Source organism: Nostoc sp. ChiQUE01b (genome assembly GCF_034531255.1).
In the GTDB taxonomy this organism is placed as follows: Bacteria; Cyanobacteriota; Cyanobacteriia; order Cyanobacteriales; family Nostocaceae; genus Nostoc.
In genome coordinates this window covers 69086-84601 of sequence record NZ_JAVRBM010000037.1, presented here as the reverse complement: position 1 = coordinate 84601, position 15516 = coordinate 69086, and the positions used below count along the sequence as shown (strand labels likewise).

The 15516-nt window shown below is 41.7% G+C and carries 14 protein-coding genes; 10 read left to right on the top strand and 4 right to left on the bottom strand.

Going from position 1 to position 15516, the window contains the following annotated elements; all coding sequences use genetic code 11:
- Positions 1 to 174: 174 nt before the first annotated feature.
- Positions 175 to 954 carry a 3-methyl-2-oxobutanoate hydroxymethyltransferase gene (panB, locus tag RMY63_RS23050; RefSeq protein WP_322730940.1) on the bottom strand — a complete coding sequence of 260 codons (780 nt, stop codon included), beginning with the start codon at positions 952 to 954 and terminating at the stop codon, positions 175 to 177.
- Positions 955 to 1061: 107 nt separating this feature from the next.
- Complete coding sequence (locus tag RMY63_RS23045) at positions 1062 to 2168, bottom strand: ligand-binding sensor domain-containing protein (protein WP_322730939.1); 1107 nt, start codon at positions 2166 to 2168, stop codon at positions 1062 to 1064.
- An 850-nt stretch (positions 2169 to 3018) separates the two neighbouring features.
- Between RMY63_RS23045 and RMY63_RS23040 the strand changes: the two genes are divergently transcribed.
- From RMY63_RS23040 to RMY63_RS23020, 5 genes are all read left to right on the top strand, one after another.
- The gene (locus RMY63_RS23040) at positions 3019 to 4449 is read left to right on the top strand and encodes a form I ribulose bisphosphate carboxylase large subunit (protein ID WP_322730938.1); all 1431 of its coding nucleotides are present in this window, start codon (positions 3019 to 3021) and stop codon (positions 4447 to 4449) included.
- Between the two features lie 132 nt (positions 4450 to 4581).
- Positions 4582 to 4989: a RuBisCO chaperone RbcX gene (gene rcbX, locus RMY63_RS23035; protein WP_322730937.1), complete on the top strand. Its 408-nt coding sequence runs from the start codon at positions 4582 to 4584 to the stop codon at positions 4987 to 4989.
- 45 nt (positions 4990 to 5034) lie between these two features.
- Entirely contained in the window at positions 5035 to 5364 is a 330-nt protein-coding gene (locus RMY63_RS23030; protein ID WP_322730936.1) for a ribulose bisphosphate carboxylase small subunit, read from the top strand.
- Positions 5365 to 5659: 295 nt separating this feature from the next.
- Positions 5660 to 6205 (top strand): photosystem II reaction center PsbP, encoded by a 546-nt coding sequence (gene psbP / locus RMY63_RS23025; RefSeq protein WP_322730935.1) that lies wholly within the window; start codon positions 5660 to 5662, stop codon positions 6203 to 6205.
- 110 nt (positions 6206 to 6315) lie between these two features.
- The gene (locus tag RMY63_RS23020) at positions 6316 to 6909 is read left to right on the top strand and encodes a nucleoside triphosphate pyrophosphatase (RefSeq protein WP_322730934.1); all 594 of its coding nucleotides are present in this window, start codon (positions 6316 to 6318) and stop codon (positions 6907 to 6909) included.
- A 92-nt stretch (positions 6910 to 7001) separates the two neighbouring features.
- On the opposite strand, the gene RMY63_RS23015 is transcribed toward RMY63_RS23020, so the two are convergent.
- Positions 7002 to 7229 (bottom strand): hypothetical protein, encoded by a 228-nt coding sequence (locus RMY63_RS23015; protein WP_292774263.1) that lies wholly within the window; start codon positions 7227 to 7229, stop codon positions 7002 to 7004.
- Positions 7230 to 7429: 200 nt separating this feature from the next.
- On the opposite strand from RMY63_RS23015, the gene RMY63_RS23010 reads away from it, so the two are divergent.
- The 4 genes from RMY63_RS23010 to RMY63_RS22995 all read left to right on the top strand — a co-directional run bounded on the left by RMY63_RS23010 (position 7430) and on the right by RMY63_RS22995 (position 12637).
- Entirely contained in the window at positions 7430 to 8167 is a 738-nt protein-coding gene (locus RMY63_RS23010) for a phycocyanobilin:ferredoxin oxidoreductase (protein WP_322730933.1), read from the top strand.
- Between the two features lie 910 nt (positions 8168 to 9077).
- A complete protein-coding gene (locus tag RMY63_RS23005; RefSeq protein ID WP_322730932.1) occupies positions 9078 to 10502 on the top strand; it encodes an HlyD family efflux transporter periplasmic adaptor subunit in 1425 nt (474 codons plus the stop codon).
- Between the two features lie 168 nt (positions 10503 to 10670).
- Positions 10671 to 11825, top strand: a complete 1155-nt coding sequence (gene devC, locus RMY63_RS23000; RefSeq protein ID WP_322730931.1) for an ABC transporter permease DevC — start codon at positions 10671 to 10673, stop codon at positions 11823 to 11825.
- Between the two features lie 101 nt (positions 11826 to 11926).
- Complete coding sequence (locus RMY63_RS22995; RefSeq protein WP_322730930.1) at positions 11927 to 12637, top strand: DevA family ABC transporter ATP-binding protein; 711 nt, start codon at positions 11927 to 11929, stop codon at positions 12635 to 12637.
- A 222-nt stretch (positions 12638 to 12859) separates the two neighbouring features.
- Here the strand turns inward: RMY63_RS22995 and RMY63_RS22990 are convergent, their stop codons facing one another.
- Entirely contained in the window at positions 12860 to 13681 is an 822-nt protein-coding gene (locus tag RMY63_RS22990) for a hypothetical protein (RefSeq protein ID WP_322730929.1), read from the bottom strand.
- 104 nt (positions 13682 to 13785) lie between these two features.
- On the opposite strand from RMY63_RS22990, the gene RMY63_RS22985 reads away from it, so the two are divergent.
- Positions 13786 to 14583, top strand: coding sequence for an HAD family hydrolase (locus tag RMY63_RS22985; protein WP_322730928.1), 798 nt, complete (start codon positions 13786 to 13788; stop codon positions 14581 to 14583).
- The last annotated feature ends 933 nt before the right edge of the window (positions 14584 to 15516 follow it).

The following is a 15516-nucleotide window of genomic DNA, read 5'->3' as shown; positions in this document are numbered from 1 at the left end:
GCGGTCTCAAAGCCTTATATATACTTGCTTGCAAGTTTTAGGACGGGTCTATTGGGTGTTAACTAAGAAAAACAGACTTCGGTTTTACAATATCCCATCGACATTTGGACTTCTCCCATCTACCTCGGCTATCAAGTCGGGGTTTTTTATGTTCTTGATTAGCACCTGATTTATTTAACTTTTTTCAGGAAACTTTCGCTCTCGCACTTCCAGAGCATAATCTTGCACGGCTTTAGTAATCGTCTGGCGCAAATTTGTGTAAACTTTGGCGAATGGTGGCTGCTTCTCGGCAAGTCCGATTACATCTGAGGTAACTAAAACCTGTCCATCGCAGTGAGGCCCTGCACCGATACCAATTGTAGGAATGCTCAGTTTTTGTGTAATCTGCATTGCCAAATCTGCGGGTATATGCTCTAACAAGATGGCAAAAACACCCGCTTGTTCTAAAGCGATCGCTTCTTGTAAAATCTTCTCACTCGCTTCTTGGGTTTTCCCTTGTTGTCGCAAACCAAGTTGATGTACCGATTGCGGTGTCAAACCTACATGACCCATGACTGGAATTCCAGCTTGCACCAAACGGGCAACAGTTTCTACCATTTCTGGATAACCACCCTCTAACTTGACGCCTTGCGCTCCAGTCTCTTTCAATACCCTACCAGCTGAATGTATCGCTTGTTGGATGCTTTCCTGATAGCTCAAAAACGGTAAATCAACAAGCAGAAAGGCGCGTTTAACTCCTCGACGCACGGATTTAGCGTGGTATATCATCTCATCCAAAGTTATCGGCAGTGTTGTTTCATACCCTAAAACTACTGCCATAGAATCACCCACGAGGATTAAGTCTACACCAGCTGCGTCGAGGAGTTGAGCGATCGCATAATCCCAGGCGGTCAACGCGACAATTGAACGTCCCTGTTGTTTCCATTGAATTAATTGCTGGGTAGTGATTGCCATTTTTCTAGGTGGGGAGTAGGGAGTTAGGAGTTAAGAGTGAGGAGTGAGGAGTTTTGAATTTAAAAAATTTTTTAACTTATAACTCCTAACTCATAACTCTTAACTAATCATTTAACGGCGCGACTGAAAGCAATATGGGGTTTTGCACTGTCCGTTTTAGGCATTAACCAAGCTAGACCTTCACTAGTGCCAATCCATAATTTATTGCCGATGTCAGGTGCAAGGGTAATAACCCGACTAGAAGGAAGTCCAGCAACTTCTGCGTCTAATACAGCTCCTGTATTTGGATTTAATCGTAACAAACCATTATTAGTCCCGACCCAGAGACTACCATCTTTAGCAAAACGTACCGTTGTCACGTCACGCCCACGCAGGCGAGTTACAGACCGCAACACTGCACCAGTTTTTGGGTTAATAACTAGCAAATTATTCGGCATTCCCGCCCAAATTAACCCTTCTGGACTAATAGCTAAAGCTTGTACAGTCGTCCCTGGTAAATCGGCTATTCGCTTCATAATCGCAGCACTAGCAGTATTTACCCGTACCAATCCTTCCAGAGTACCAACCCACAATTGACCTTCAGCATCTAAAGTCAGGGCGTTGGCGCTGACACCAGGCAGATTTTTTAATGTTGTCATAATCAAGCCTTGGTCTGGACTAATCAGAGCTAAACCGCTATCAGTTCCAGTCCACAGATAACCCCGTTTGTCAAGTAACAGTGACAACACCCGTTTAGAAGGCAAAAATAAATTTTGTGCAGTGATTTCGTTAGTACGGGGGTCAACTCGAACTAGTCCTTCATAACTTCCTACCCACAAACGTCCTACTTTGTCTTGGGCTAAAGCACCAATGGCAACATTTGGTAAGCTAACACGAGAAATAATCTTGCCAGTTTTAGGATCAATTCGCGATAGTCCCCGCCAAGAACCTACCCAAAGATTACCCGTAACATCTCCTAGTAAGTTACCAACACGATAATCAGTTTTTGGCGAATTTTCTTCAACTCCTCGCTCATCAGGCAAAGGTTCTACTCGCGGTGGCGGTGGGGAAAGTGGGTAAGTGGGGGTTACATCAGATGAATTAATCTCAGGGGTTTTTTGTGCCCATCCCATATTTGGCAAAGCTATCAACCCCAGCAAAATAGAAGTAATCAATAAACTAGTACGCTTGTAAAACAATACCACGGTGACATTTCCTTTGGAGACAGTACCCATAGCATTTACCTAAACTGGCTTTGGGTTAATTTCAGTGTTCCCCTAGCTGGGATTTTTTAAACATTCAGGAATGGGGAGTGGGGAGTCGGGAGTAGGGAATGGGGAGAATAATTAGTAACAGTACCTCATGAGATGAGTTTCTTTGCAGCAAATCTTTCCCCTCCAGCCTCCCAATCCTTATTCCCTATTCCCCACTCCCTACTCCCCATTTATGACATTTTGTAAAGCTTTTGTAACAAAAAGTTTAAATCTTTATGTAATAACAAAATTAAATAGATAAGTTAAAAACTTTCAAAGAATAACTTATCGAATTCTTGATATATTGTGAAACAAGTTACAAATTACGTGGTGTGCAATTCTTTTATCTTTTGCTCACCACTCTGCTAAATCTCTGTCAAGTAAATTCTTTTCTGGTATCTTTTCGATCAAAGGGAAAGGTATAAGGAGTGTAAAGGCGGGAATGTGTGCCAGCCAGCCCAATCCCCTGAATACCCTGATTTATGGGGGAATTATCTAAATCAAGCCACAAAAGGCGGAAGTTTTGGTGAAATTGAGAAGGTTTAGTTGGGTGCGAAGAAGAAGTAAAAAAGAATTTTGATTTTTAGCAAGAGGAAACAGTAGAAGCGCTAGGTCGTGTACCCCTAGAAGGGGAAAACACTGGTGAGGAGGGCTACCACCGCTACCAAAGTGTCCGCCGCCAAAAAGCTGCTAACCTTTGCCAAAGGCAACTCCTAACAAAAAATTTTTCTGATCTTCCCCTCGCTCAAGGGGGGCAAGAGCGGGGTGAGGGGAAGTTGCACAAAACGTGATTTGATAATTAATAAGAGTGATTTCAGGGAAGGATAAAATTATGTCTTACGCTCAAACGAAGACTCAGAGCAAATCTGGGTATAAAGCCGGGGTTCAAGATTACAGACTAACTTATTACACACCGGATTACACTCCAAAAGATACCGATCTTCTAGCTGCGTTCCGCATGACACCTCAGCCCGGAGTTCCTCCCGAAGAAGCAGGTGCGGCTGTTGCGGCTGAATCTTCCACAGGTACTTGGACAACTGTGTGGACAGATTTGCTCACCGACCTTGATCGCTACAAAGGTCGTTGCTATGACATCGAACCAGTTCGGGGCGAAGACAACCAGTACATTTGTTACGTTGCCTATCCTTTGGACTTGTTTGAAGAAGGTTCTGTAACCAACGTATTGACCTCAATTGTCGGTAACGTATTTGGTTTCAAAGCTCTGCGGGCACTGCGTCTAGAAGACATCCGTTTCCCAGTAGCTTATATCAAAACCTTCCAAGGGCCTCCTCACGGTATCCAAGTTGAGCGCGACAAGTTAAACAAATACGGTCGTCCTTTGTTGGGTTGTACCATTAAGCCCAAATTGGGTCTTTCCGCTAAGAACTACGGACGTGCTGTATACGAGTGCTTACGCGGTGGTTTGGACTTCACCAAAGACGACGAAAACATCAACTCCGCACCATTCCAAAGATGGCGCGATCGCTTCTTGTTCGTAGCTGAAGCTATCAATAAATCCCAAGCAGAAACCGGTGAAATTAAAGGTCACTACCTCAACGTCACCGCCCCCACCTGTGAAGAAATGCTGAAGCGGGCTGAGTACGCCAAAGAACTCAAAATGCCTATCATCATGCATGACTACCTCACCGCAGGTTTCACAGCCAACACCACATTGGCTCGTTGGTGCCGCGACAATGGTCTATTGCTGCACATTCACCGTGCTATGCACGCTGTAATTGACCGTCAAAAGAACCACGGTATCCACTTCCGTGTATTGGCTAAAGCCCTACGTTTATCTGGTGGCGATCACATCCACACTGGTACAGTTGTTGGTAAGTTGGAAGGTGAACGTGGTATCACAATGGGCTTCGTTGACCTGTTGCGTGAAAACTACATTGAGCAAGACAAGTCTCGTGGCATCTACTTTACCCAAGACTGGGCTTCTCTACCTGGTGTAATGGCAGTTGCTTCTGGTGGTATCCACGTATGGCACATGCCCGCACTGGTAGAAATCTTTGGTGATGACTCCGTACTACAATTCGGTGGTGGTACTCTGGGACACCCTTGGGGTAATGCTCCTGGTGCAACCGCTAACCGCGTCGCCTTGGAAGCCGTTGTTCAAGCTCGTAACGAAGGCCGCAACTTGGCTCGTGAAGGTAACGATATCATCCGCGAAGCTGCCAAGTGGTCTCCTGAACTGGCTGCTGCTTGCGAACTATGGAAAGAAATCAAGTTCGAGTTTGAAGCAATGGATACCGTCTGATCTGAGTTAACAGTTAAGAGTTAAGAGTTAGAAGTAGAGACGCGATTAATCGCGTCTGTACAGGAGTTAGGATTTGCATTAATTCATAACTCATAACTCATAACTCATAACTCTTCAGGGCTGGGGTCAAGCATGAATCTTAAGCAAATTGCGAAGGACACAGCCAAAACTCTCCAAAGCTATCTGACTTATCAGGCTCTAAGGACAGTATTGGCACAGCTAGGGGAAACTAATCCTCCATTAGAACTTTGGCTGCATAACTTTTCGTCTGGCAAAATTCAGAATGGTGAATCATACATTGAGCAACTGTTGCGAGAAAAACCAGATTTGGCTTTGCGAATCATGACTGTCAGGGAACACATTGCCGAAGAAATTGCAGAATTTTTACCGGAAATGGTTCGCACTGGCATTCAGCAAGCCAACATGGAACAGCGTCGCCAGCATTTAGAACGCATCACACAAATAGACACATCTACCCCCAGTCCACAACCAGAACAGCAAGCAACTTCAGATCAGAATTTGGATAACTTATCCAATTAGTTCGGTCAATCTACTAGTAAAAATCGCAACCCATTATCAAAAGCTATGCAAACTTTACCAAAAGAGCGTCGTTACGAAACCCTTTCTTATCTTCCCCCTCTGTCTGATGCTCAAATTTCCAAGCAGATCCAGTACATTTTGAATCAAGGTTACATTCCTGCGATCGAGTTTAACGAAACTTCTGAGCCAACAGAATTATATTGGACAATGTGGAAGCTGCCTTTGTTCGGTGCTAGATCAACTCAAGAAGTACTGAGCGAAGTTCAAGGATGCCGTTCTCAATTTAACAACAGCTATATCCGTGTTGTTGGTTTTGACAACATCAAGCAGTGCCAAATTCTCAGCTTTCTTGTTCACAAACCCAACAGATACTAAAAGCTTCCTAGCTTTAAGTAATTAGTTTATCCCCATAGGAGAGGTAGAATTATCTGCCTCTCCTATTTACTAGATTTGTTTTGAAACGCAAAGGAACGCAAAGGTTTACGCAAAGTGACGCGGAGTTATTTTCTGCGTTTTTCTTAGCGTGCCTCTGCGTTTTTTTAAAAGATACATTTGGGCATTTATACCTCACCATCTAATGCATTACCCGAAGCGTCCCGGTTGGTGGGAGAATAAAGACGAGAAATGATGCAAGCCTTGTGTTATCTCCAGCCCAAAGGAATCTTTAGAAATGTGGAAACGAATTGTATTAATTTTGCTATTGGTGTTGAGCTTCAGTCTGAGTAATTCGGATGTAGCGGCTGCGGCTGGACTCAAAAGCTTTGTAGACAGTAGTGATGGCTATCAGTTTTTATATCCTAACGGCTGGCTGCCAGTTAAAGTTGCTAACGGCCCAGATGTGGTTTTCCACGATTTGATTGAAGTGTCTGAAAATGTTTCGGTTGTGATTAGCCCAGTTCCTGAAGGCAAAACTTTGTCAGAATTGGGAACCCCAACAGAAGTAGGATACAAATTAGGAAAAGCGGCTCTCGCGCCTCCTGACTCTGGTCGTTCGGCTGAATTAGTCAATGCTGCACAGCGAGAAGTAGACGGTAAAACATACTACCTTTTAGAGTATGAGGTTAAACTCCCCAATCAACAGCAACGACACAACATCGCCAGTGTTGCTGTGAGCCGTGGTAAACTTTTTACCTTCAACGCCTCAATTCCTGAAAAACGCTGGCAGAAAGTCAAACGAATGATTGATGAGGTTGTCAATTCTTTTTCTGTTTATTAATTGGGGAGTAGGGAATCGGGAATGGGGATTGGGGGATAGGAAAAAAACTTATTTACCAATGCCCAATGCGCAATGCCCAATGCCCAATTAACAAATTTTTCTAAAATCTCATGAAAATTCCACCTTTTGTACTTGCCTCAGCTTCCCCAGCCCGACGCCGCTTGCTGCAAACTGTTGGTATTGAACCGATAGTTAAACCAAGTGACTTTGATGAGTCGCAAATTGAATTAAGTGAACCAGCAGAATTGGTCAAAACTCTTGCCCAGTATAAAGCGGAAACTGTAGCCCCACAGTTTGAATCAGCTTTGATTATGGGTTGTGATTCAGTTTTGTCCATCAATGGTGAAATTTACGGCAAACCAGCAGACTTTTCTGAAGCGATCGCTCGTTGGCAGATAATGCAAGGTAACTTTGGCGACTTGTACACCGGTCACGCCTTAATTGACCCTGACCAAAACCGTACTTTAGTCAAGTCTCAAGTTACAAGAGTTTACTTTGCTCAAATGAGCGAGAAGGCAATTAAAGCTTATGTTGCCACAGGTGAACCCCTCAAGTGTGCTGGTGCCTTTGCCATAGAAGGTTTTGGAAGTTTCTTCGTGGAAAAAATCGAAGGCTGTCACAGCAATGTAATTGGACTCAGTTTACCCCTGCTGCGGCACATGTTAGAGGAATTGGGATACGATGTCACTGATTTATGGCAATAGTCATTTGTTATTTGTCATTTGTCATTTGTCCAAAGTGAATAACCAAATGCCCAATGCCCAATGCCCAATCCCTAATGCCCAATCCCCAATAACTAATAACTAAATTGCCTAATATTGAGTATTGCCTCTCCATGATCTGGAATCCAGGCTAGCCACTCATCTGCTGAAACTGGACACAATAAAAGTGCTTCGTCAAAACTAAAGGGGTTGGGAAGTTGCAAAAGGTTTACCCAAGTAGAAGCTCTGAACCTCTGTAAGCCTTCCAGGTTGTGCCTTCTTGCTTGCACAGCAAAATCCGGTCTATGAGAATCTAGTTTCATAGCTTTCTATTAACCTTCACAAATGGGCTAATCTAAAATTATTTCTGTAACCTAGACTACAAAATAAATAATCCTTGTGAAAAGCATCTGTCTTATAAATTTACGTTGGCTGGGTGTAAGTGTTTGCTTATATTGCAGACCACAACAGGTATGGCACGACAGGTTGTAGACTGGACACTAGATCGCATTCCCAACTAGATATGTCATTTACTTCTATGCCCTCGCTGCGTGAGCAACAACATCCCCTAATTCGTCAGCTAGCTGATTGTATTGAGGCAGCTTGGCATCAGCACCTGGATTTATCCCCCTACCATTTGCCTAATGAGTTGGGGTATGTGGAAGGTAGACTAGAAGGCGAAAAACTGACGATTGAAAACCGTTGCTATCAAACGCCCCAGTTTCGGAAAATGCACTTGGAACTGGCAAAAATCGGAAATATGTTGGATATTTTGCATTGCGTCATGTTTCCTCGTCCAGAATACAACCTGCCGATGTTTGGTTGTGATTTAGTTGGGGGTAGAGGTCAAATTAGTGCAGCGATCGCAGACCTTTCTCCAATTCAACTAGAACGCACCTTACCAGAATCTTATACTTCTGCACTGACACAACTAACAGTGCTTAACTTTTCCCAACCCCGTGAATTACCTGAATGGGGAAATATTTTTTCGGATTTTTGTATCTTTGTCCGCCCCAGTTCCCCAGAAGAAGAAACAATGTTTCTGTCGCGGGTGCGAGAATTTTTAGACATTCATTGCACCCAAGCGATCGCCTCACGTCCTGTTTCAGTTGAACAAGTCACCCAAAATCTTGCTGGACAACACAACTACTGCACTAAACAGCAGCAAAACGATAAAACCCGCCGCGTACTAGAAAAAGCCTTTGGCCCAGCTTGGGCAGAAAATTACATGACCACAGTTTTATTCGACCTCCCAACTTAATCATCCCCTCCCCCATCCCCCTCATCTCCCCCATCTGTAAGCTCTGTTACGTTTTCGTGAAACGGATAAATGTAGAATTCATTCAACGAGAGTTTAATGGAGTTCCAAAACAGTAACAGAGAGAATAGTAAGGTCTTTGAAGCGAATATTACAAAATGGTTTGTTGTCTTGGTAGGTGCAAACAACTAGAGACAGCTAACTCATTGACCAGAAAGTTAAGGAAACTCTGATGTTAAGAATGCTGAAGTTGATAGATATTTTTTTAGTTAGTTAATCGTTGATTGACTTAAGGAAGACTAACTTTTGTAGCAAGATTGTGTCGAACAAAGGCAACAGTCTATTTTTGATGTTTCTTTTCAAGTTTGTGACTAACTATAGCCGTAATGAATGTAGCAGTAAAGTACCGCATCATACCAATTTAGGATTTTGTGTAGAGACGTGATATATCGCGTCTTTATATCTAGATTCATACTGCTTGTGAATTCTGCTAACTCCCATTGCACTCATGTCTCAATAATACTCACAGTTATTAAATAGCCAGCTACTATAGCGTTTCTCAGTTTCAATACACATCTAAACTTAGTAAGCCTCAAAGCTTCTCTCCTTTTAAAAGAGAGATCAAAGTGTATTGCATAGATAATGATACCAATTTGAAAAAAGAATGCGACAGATACATACTCCCAAACCTTTGTTCTGTCTGGCTTTCTTAATTTTGAATTTTGAATTGGTATGAGCGGCTATAGAAAACACCATTTTGTAAAGCCATAGTGTTGAACGTTCATCACACAATGGATTTTTAAGCCATACCCAGCTTGAAACCACTGTTGTTTGTCCTAACAGCTGGCTGTTGATTAAAAACCTTTTTATTTTTACTTCCATCAGCACAATTCAGGTAAATGGGCAACATACTATGTCAAGGGTGACTGAAAAGCCGAAGCCAAGTGAACAGACACTAAATCATGAACAACCGAAGATTTGGTGGGGTATCGCTGTAGCCGTACCAGTAGTAATCGCCGCTGGGATACTAGGTACGGCTAAAATCGAGCAGTTAAGAAAACTAACTACATCCGTACCAGTAATGCCATCTACCAATAGCATTAGTGCTGTAGGGCGTTTGGAACCGCGAGGCGAAGTTGTTAAATTGTCCGCCCCATCATCAGGATTAGCGCCATCGTCGCGAATTCAGCAACTTCTGGTGAAAGAGGGTGAACAGGTAAAGCAAGGTCAAATTGTGGCAATTTTGGACAACCGCGATACCCAAGTAGCCGGACTACAAGAGGCAAAAGCGAAAGTCCAAGAAGCCCGTGCGAATTTAGCACAAGTCAGGGCTGGCTCTCCAAGAGATATTCAAGCTCAAAGAGCAGTTATTGCTCGCCTACAAGCGCAGTTACTTGGCGAAAGGAATGCTCAACAAGCAACGATCGCCCGGATTGCAGCTCAGTTAAGTGGTGATAAACTTGTCCAACAAGCAACCGTGAATCGCCTAGAAGCTGAACTCAGTGGGCAAAGAGATGCTCTGAGGGCAACGCTTACACGTATTCAAGCCGAACAGCGCAATGCTCAAGTCGATGCCGGACGCTATGATTTTTTATACAAAGAAGGTGCGATTTCTCAGCAAGAGCGAGACAGAAGACGCTTGAGTGCAATAACTGCTAATCAGCAGGTGGCTGAAAGCCAAGCTACCCTAAAGCAGACATTGGCAACTTTGCGACAACAACTTGCTGAGGCTAGAGCCAACCAAATACAAAATTTAGCAACTTTGCAACAGCAGTTAATCGAAGCTAAAGCTAACCGCGATAAAGCTGTAGCAACTTTGCAAAGACAAATCGATGAAGAAAAGGCCAAACTAAGCAGAATTTTAGATGTTAGTCCTACTGATGTGCAAGTAGCACAAGCCCAAGTTAGTAATGCGATCGCAAATGTCAGAAAAGCCGAAGCAGAACTAAGGTTAAGCTACGTTCAAGCACCAATCGCTGGAGAAATTTTAAAGGTTTACACCAAATCGGGTGAAGCGATCGGCGCAAATGGCATTGCTGAAATTGGCCAAACCAACCAAATGTTTGTAATTGCTGAAGTTGCTGAAGACAGCATTGGTAAAGTACGTCTTGGTCAAAATGCTACTATCACCAGTGATAACGGCGCATTTAGCGGCGAATTAAAGGGAACTGTTACTGAAATTGGCAGAAAAATTGGTAAAAAAGATGTACTGAATACAGATCCAGCAGCAGATGTGGATGCCAGAGTTGTAGAAGTTAAAATTGCTCTGTCTCCAGAAGATAGCCAAAAAGTTTCTGGTTTAACTTACGCCAAAGTTCTTGTGGATATTAATAATTAATTAAGTTGTAGGTAAGCAGTAATCCCAATTCATAATTTGATATTTTGGATTAAAAATATTCTTTAATAGTCTGTTTAATCAATTTTAAACATTCTATAAATTCGGTACGGGTATCACCATAATGGGTTGAAAATCTAAAATCGCTAAACTTGCTGAAATACCTAGAAAATGAATCAAAAAATACCTTTGTCATGGCTACAACTGACAAGAGAAAAAACTCGCCTAGCTGTAGCTTTAGCAGGAATTGCTTTTGCTGATATTTTAATGTTTATGCAACTCGGTTTTCGGGATGCTCTGTATTATAGTAACGTTCGATTCCATAACAGCTTGCAAGGCGATATTGTTTTAATTAATAGTCAATCTAACGCTATATTGGCGATGAGAAGCTTTTCTCAAAGACGATTATATAAAGCTTTAGAATTACCCGCAGTTCAATCAGTACATCCGATATATTTAGACTTTACAATCTGGAAAAATCCTGTAACAGGCCGGCCTCGGAGTATCTTAATTTTTGGAATGAACCCAGAAACTAACCTACTTAACTTACCTGGAGTTCAGGAAAATTTAGATAAACTTAAACTACCTGATGTAGTTCTATTTGACCGTTCTTCTAGGGTAGAATATGGCCCGATCGCTGCTAATTATGACCAAGGAAAGACTGTAACAGCAGAAGTACGAAGGCGGCGAGTTAAAGTAGAAGGACTATTTACATTAGGCGCATCATTTGGCGCAGATGGTAATTTAATTACGAGTGATATCAATTTTCTGCGAATATTCAGCAATCGTCAAAAAGGATTAATTGATCTTGGGATAATTAGATTAAAACCAGGAGCCGATGCTAATGTTGTTGCCCAAGAATTACGCAGGTATTTACCTAATGAAGTAAATGTTTTAACTAAACAAGAATTTATTGACTTTGAGCGGAATTATTGGGCAAATAGTACAGCTATTGGCTTTATTTTCACATTAGGGACTGTCATGGGTTTTATTGTGGGGACTGTGATTGTTTATCAAATTCTTTATACAGAAGTTGCAGACCACTTAGCTGAGTATGCTACTCTCAAGGCAATAGGTTATACACAAAACTATTTATTGACAGTTATTCTTCAAGAAGCTTTATTATTAGCAGTTTTAGGATATTTTCCTGGAATAGTTTTTGCCTTATTTATGTATAATAGCGCCAGAAATGCAACACTTTTACCAGTTTTTATGAGTTTTGACCGAGCGGCAATGGTATTGATTTTGACTATGCTAATGTGCATTATTTCTGGTGCGATCGCAGTTAGAAAATTACGCTCTGCCGATCCAGCAGATATCTTTTAATTAATACAATATTAATTAAAAGATATTCATAATAAGTTTGATTTATGATAATAAATAAGCAAATTTAATTTTGGAAATACTAATTTATAACTAACAAAAATATGATCGAAAAACAACCTGTAATCGCCATTAAAAATCTCAATCACTTCTATGGCAAAGGCGCACTGAGAAAACAGATATTATTTGATATCAACCTAGAAATTTATCCAGGTGAGATTGTGATTATGACTGGGCCATCAGGTTCAGGTAAAACAACATTACTGAGCTTAATTGGTGGTTTGCGGTCTGTACAACAAGGAAGTTTAAAATTTTTAGGTGAAGAACTTATTGGCGTCAGTCAAAACAAATTAGTGCAGATGCGACGCAACATTGGTTATATTTTTCAAGCTCACAATTTGCTAGGGTTCTTGACAGCCAAGCAAAATGTGCAAATGGCAGTGGAATTGAACGATAATATTTCTCAAACAGAAGCAATGGCTAAATCAAAAGCTATGCTAAGGTCTGTTGGTCTAGAAGAACGAGTTGATTACTACCCAGACAATCTTTCTGGTGGACAAAAACAAAGAATTGCGATCGCCCGCGCCTTGGTGAATCGTCCCCCCTTGGTACTAGCAGACGAACCAACAGCAGCATTAGACAAACAATCAGGACGCGATGTTGTGGAAATAATGCAGAGTCTAGCCAAAAATCAGGGAACTACTATCTTATTAGTGACACACGACAACCGCATTTTAGACATCGCCGATCGCATCGTAGAAATGGAAGATGGTCTTTTAACCCGTAATTCCTCTAATACAGTTATTCAGTCATGATTTTAGTCATTTGTCATTTGTCATTAGTCATTTGTCCTTTGTCATTAGTCCTTTGTCCTTTGTGAATGACCAATGACTAATGACAGCCATAATTTATAGCACAAGCCTTGGTGGTTAGGACATCAAGAGATGATAAAACTTAGACACCAAAAGACTTTTCACCCAGTCCCCATTACCCCTTATCCCCTTCAGGGGCCCCACCATCCCCAGTCCCTTGCTATATCATCTAGCCGAGCCTGATTTTTTATTTCCAGGTGACTTTGGTGGAGTTGGAGTATTTGGTTGGCGACTGGTACGAAAAGTTACATTCACCCCTTCGTTCGATTGTTCCAGTACTAGTAGAGGCGTAGGTTTAGCCTTTTGATCCCAATGCATGGTCGCAATCCGACCTTGAATTATTGGTTGCCAACTATCTTCGTCTTCTATAGGGCTTAGATAAGTTTCTATACAATCAATAATTTGACTAATAGTGGCAGAAGTTGCTTGCGTCGGTAACTTCATTAACTTGATTTGAATCCGAAACAGCACCCGTTTAGCAGAATTCCCTGGACTACCAGTCTCATACTCGACATCAAAAATTTCATCTACTTGCCGTCCAGCACTATTAGCAATTCCGACCGATCCTTGTTGGGCTTGATTTGGACGCAGGGCTTGAGAAATTTTCTCTTTGATCTGAATCTTTATTTGATTAAGAATTGCAAAATGAAACACCTCCTCTGACATCCGCATTCGCAGATAATCCAGGTTAAAGTCTCGTGAATTCACCAAATCAGGATTAGTTTCCATTTTGCGAATTGTTTCCAGCGCCAGCTTAAACTTTTTCTCTAGTTCTCGCGCGCGGAATTGTTCAAACTTAAGTTTTTTCTCCAGCTTATCTATCTGGAGTTTACTATACACAATCAAAGCAATCACCACTAAAGCCAGTCCTCCAGAAGTTACCAACAATAAAGGTGGTATTTGAGGATTACTTGCTGGCACTTCCTGGGATGCCTTTTTAGTAGTCTTTTTCCCGGAGGATTGGGCAAGAAACATTGAAGTGGACATGGTTGGAAACTGAAAAACTTGACTCCTGATGTTTAGGATGCCCAAATCTTCAAGGTCATCTTGCTGTATGATTAATATTTTTTACAGCCTTTTACAAATCGTATATGTCCAGACATTTGAGCCTCTCTCCCCTATCTGAGGTTTCATCTACAAGCTTTAACAAGATTCGTTTGATAGCCACAGATATGGATGGAACCCTGACTAGACGAGGAAAATTTACTCCAGCACTGCTACAAGCTTTAGAGGACTTAGCCGCAGCTGATATTCAGGTGCTAATTGTCACTGGACGTTCTGCTGGGTGGGTAAGTGGATTGAGTAGTTTAATGCCAGTGGCAGGTGCAATGGCAGAAAATGGCGGTTTGTACTTTCCACCTGGAAATCAGAAACCAATAGTTTTAACACCCATTCCTGATTTAGTTCAACATCGCCAGCACTTGGCTACGACTTTTGAGAATTTACAAACTAAATTTCCCCAAATCCAAGAATCTGCTGATAATTGCTTTCGCATCACCGACTGGACTTTTGATGTAGCTGGTTTGAGTCAAGATGAACTACAAACGATAGACAATCTCTGTCAACAAATGGGTTGGGGATTTACCTATAGCAACGTGCAGTGTCACATTAAACCCCAAGGGCAAGATAAAGCTGTAGGATTGTTGCAGGTATTACGCGAATACTTGCCTGATTATTCACCAGAACAAATTGTCACTGTAGGCGATAGTCCTAATGATGAAAGTTTATTCGATCCCCATTATTTTCCTGTTTCTGTAGGCGTGGCAAATGTGCTGGAATATGCAGATAAATTGCAACATCAGCCCGCTTATATGACCGCAGCTGCCGAAGGCGATGGATTTTGTGAGTTATCCAGTTACATTTTGCAAAGCTTCCAAATCCCAAATTAAGGGGAAAGTTGCACAAGAACTAATTGAACGTCAGTTCGATGAACCTCTCCCCAACCCCTCTCCGCGTCGGAGAGGGGCAGAAATATTCTTAGTTGACAACGAGAAAATCATGGTTTCAAAGCCTCTCTCCCTGTGGGGGAGAGGTTTGGAGAGGGGTTTTTTAGATCCGTCGAACTCACGTTAATTGAAGAAGTCCAAGCAAAAATTGAGCGTCTAATTTTATAAATCAATCCGCTTGGGTTAAGCTTTAACTATTTGTGAAAGTCGATTTTTTTTAACGAACTGTAAAGGAAGCAAAGGAAGAGAAGCAATAAATGTTTAAGTGAACTTTAGTGAACTGTATTGTTCTGTAAACACAAAAGAGAGCGTCCCAACTTTGTAAAAATACGAATAAATTGAGGTAATTTTGCATATTTGGGATGTTCTTATTGTTTTGAACTGCTAAAACTGGGTTTCAAACCTATGTATTTTTCTTTTTTCGTATGAAACCACCCTGCCCTTCCCTTGAAGGGAAGGAGTTGGGGCTTAGGTCTGTATTGGACTCAATTTACAACCGTTATAGACATCAAATGGGCAATGGAACAATTCGGCTAAGAGGATGTTTTAAAAGGGTATTTTACTCTCATGGTGAACACAACCAAGCATCTCAGTACATGCCTGAAACCTTGTTTTTTCGTTGTCGTTGATCCAAATTAGAACTAGAAAATTATACCTTCTGGGACTTTTAAAACAACCTCTAAAATCTAAACAAACTGAATATCCTGAAAATTTGAAAAGTCGGCTGGTATATTCTCGATAGTTGCAAACTGAATACCCTAAAATAACAATTCACCTTCAGTGATGGCTCTTTAAACGAATAAACCTTGACCATTATTAAACCAACTTGTGGACTTGAATACTCCTCCATCTTGCCAAACTTCAATTAAATCACCA

What these genes read in the sequence shown, in the direction of transcription:
- RMY63_RS23040 (WP_322730938.1), top strand. Translation starts at nt 3,019, where the DNA reads ATGTCTTACGCTCAAACGAAGACTCAGAGCAAATCTGGGTATAAAGCC.
- RMY63_RS23015 (WP_292774263.1), bottom strand. Translation starts at nt 7,229, where the DNA reads ATGAAACTAGATTCTCATAGACCGGATTTTGCTGTGCAAGCAAGAAGG.
- RMY63_RS22985 (WP_322730928.1), top strand. Translation starts at nt 13,786, where the DNA reads ATGTCCAGACATTTGAGCCTCTCTCCCCTATCTGAGGTTTCATCTACA.
- RMY63_RS23010 (WP_322730933.1), top strand. Translation starts at nt 7,430, where the DNA reads ATGTCATTTACTTCTATGCCCTCGCTGCGTGAGCAACAACATCCCCTA.
- RMY63_RS22995 (WP_322730930.1), top strand. Translation starts at nt 11,927, where the DNA reads ATGATCGAAAAACAACCTGTAATCGCCATTAAAAATCTCAATCACTTC.
- RMY63_RS23020 (WP_322730934.1), top strand. Translation starts at nt 6,316, where the DNA reads ATGAAAATTCCACCTTTTGTACTTGCCTCAGCTTCCCCAGCCCGACGC.
- RMY63_RS23005 (WP_322730932.1), top strand. Translation starts at nt 9,078, where the DNA reads ATGTCAAGGGTGACTGAAAAGCCGAAGCCAAGTGAACAGACACTAAAT.
- RMY63_RS23030 (WP_322730936.1), top strand. Translation starts at nt 5,035, where the DNA reads ATGCAAACTTTACCAAAAGAGCGTCGTTACGAAACCCTTTCTTATCTT.
- psbP (WP_322730935.1), top strand. Translation starts at nt 5,660, where the DNA reads ATGTGGAAACGAATTGTATTAATTTTGCTATTGGTGTTGAGCTTCAGT.
- rcbX (WP_322730937.1), top strand. Translation starts at nt 4,582, where the DNA reads ATGAATCTTAAGCAAATTGCGAAGGACACAGCCAAAACTCTCCAAAGC.
- RMY63_RS22990 (WP_322730929.1), bottom strand. Translation starts at nt 13,681, where the DNA reads ATGTCCACTTCAATGTTTCTTGCCCAATCCTCCGGGAAAAAGACTACT.
- panB (WP_322730940.1), bottom strand. Translation starts at nt 954, where the DNA reads ATGGCAATCACTACCCAGCAATTAATTCAATGGAAACAACAGGGACGT.
- RMY63_RS23045 (WP_322730939.1), bottom strand. Translation starts at nt 2,168, where the DNA reads ATGGGTACTGTCTCCAAAGGAAATGTCACCGTGGTATTGTTTTACAAG.
- devC (WP_322730931.1), top strand. Translation starts at nt 10,671, where the DNA reads ATGAATCAAAAAATACCTTTGTCATGGCTACAACTGACAAGAGAAAAA.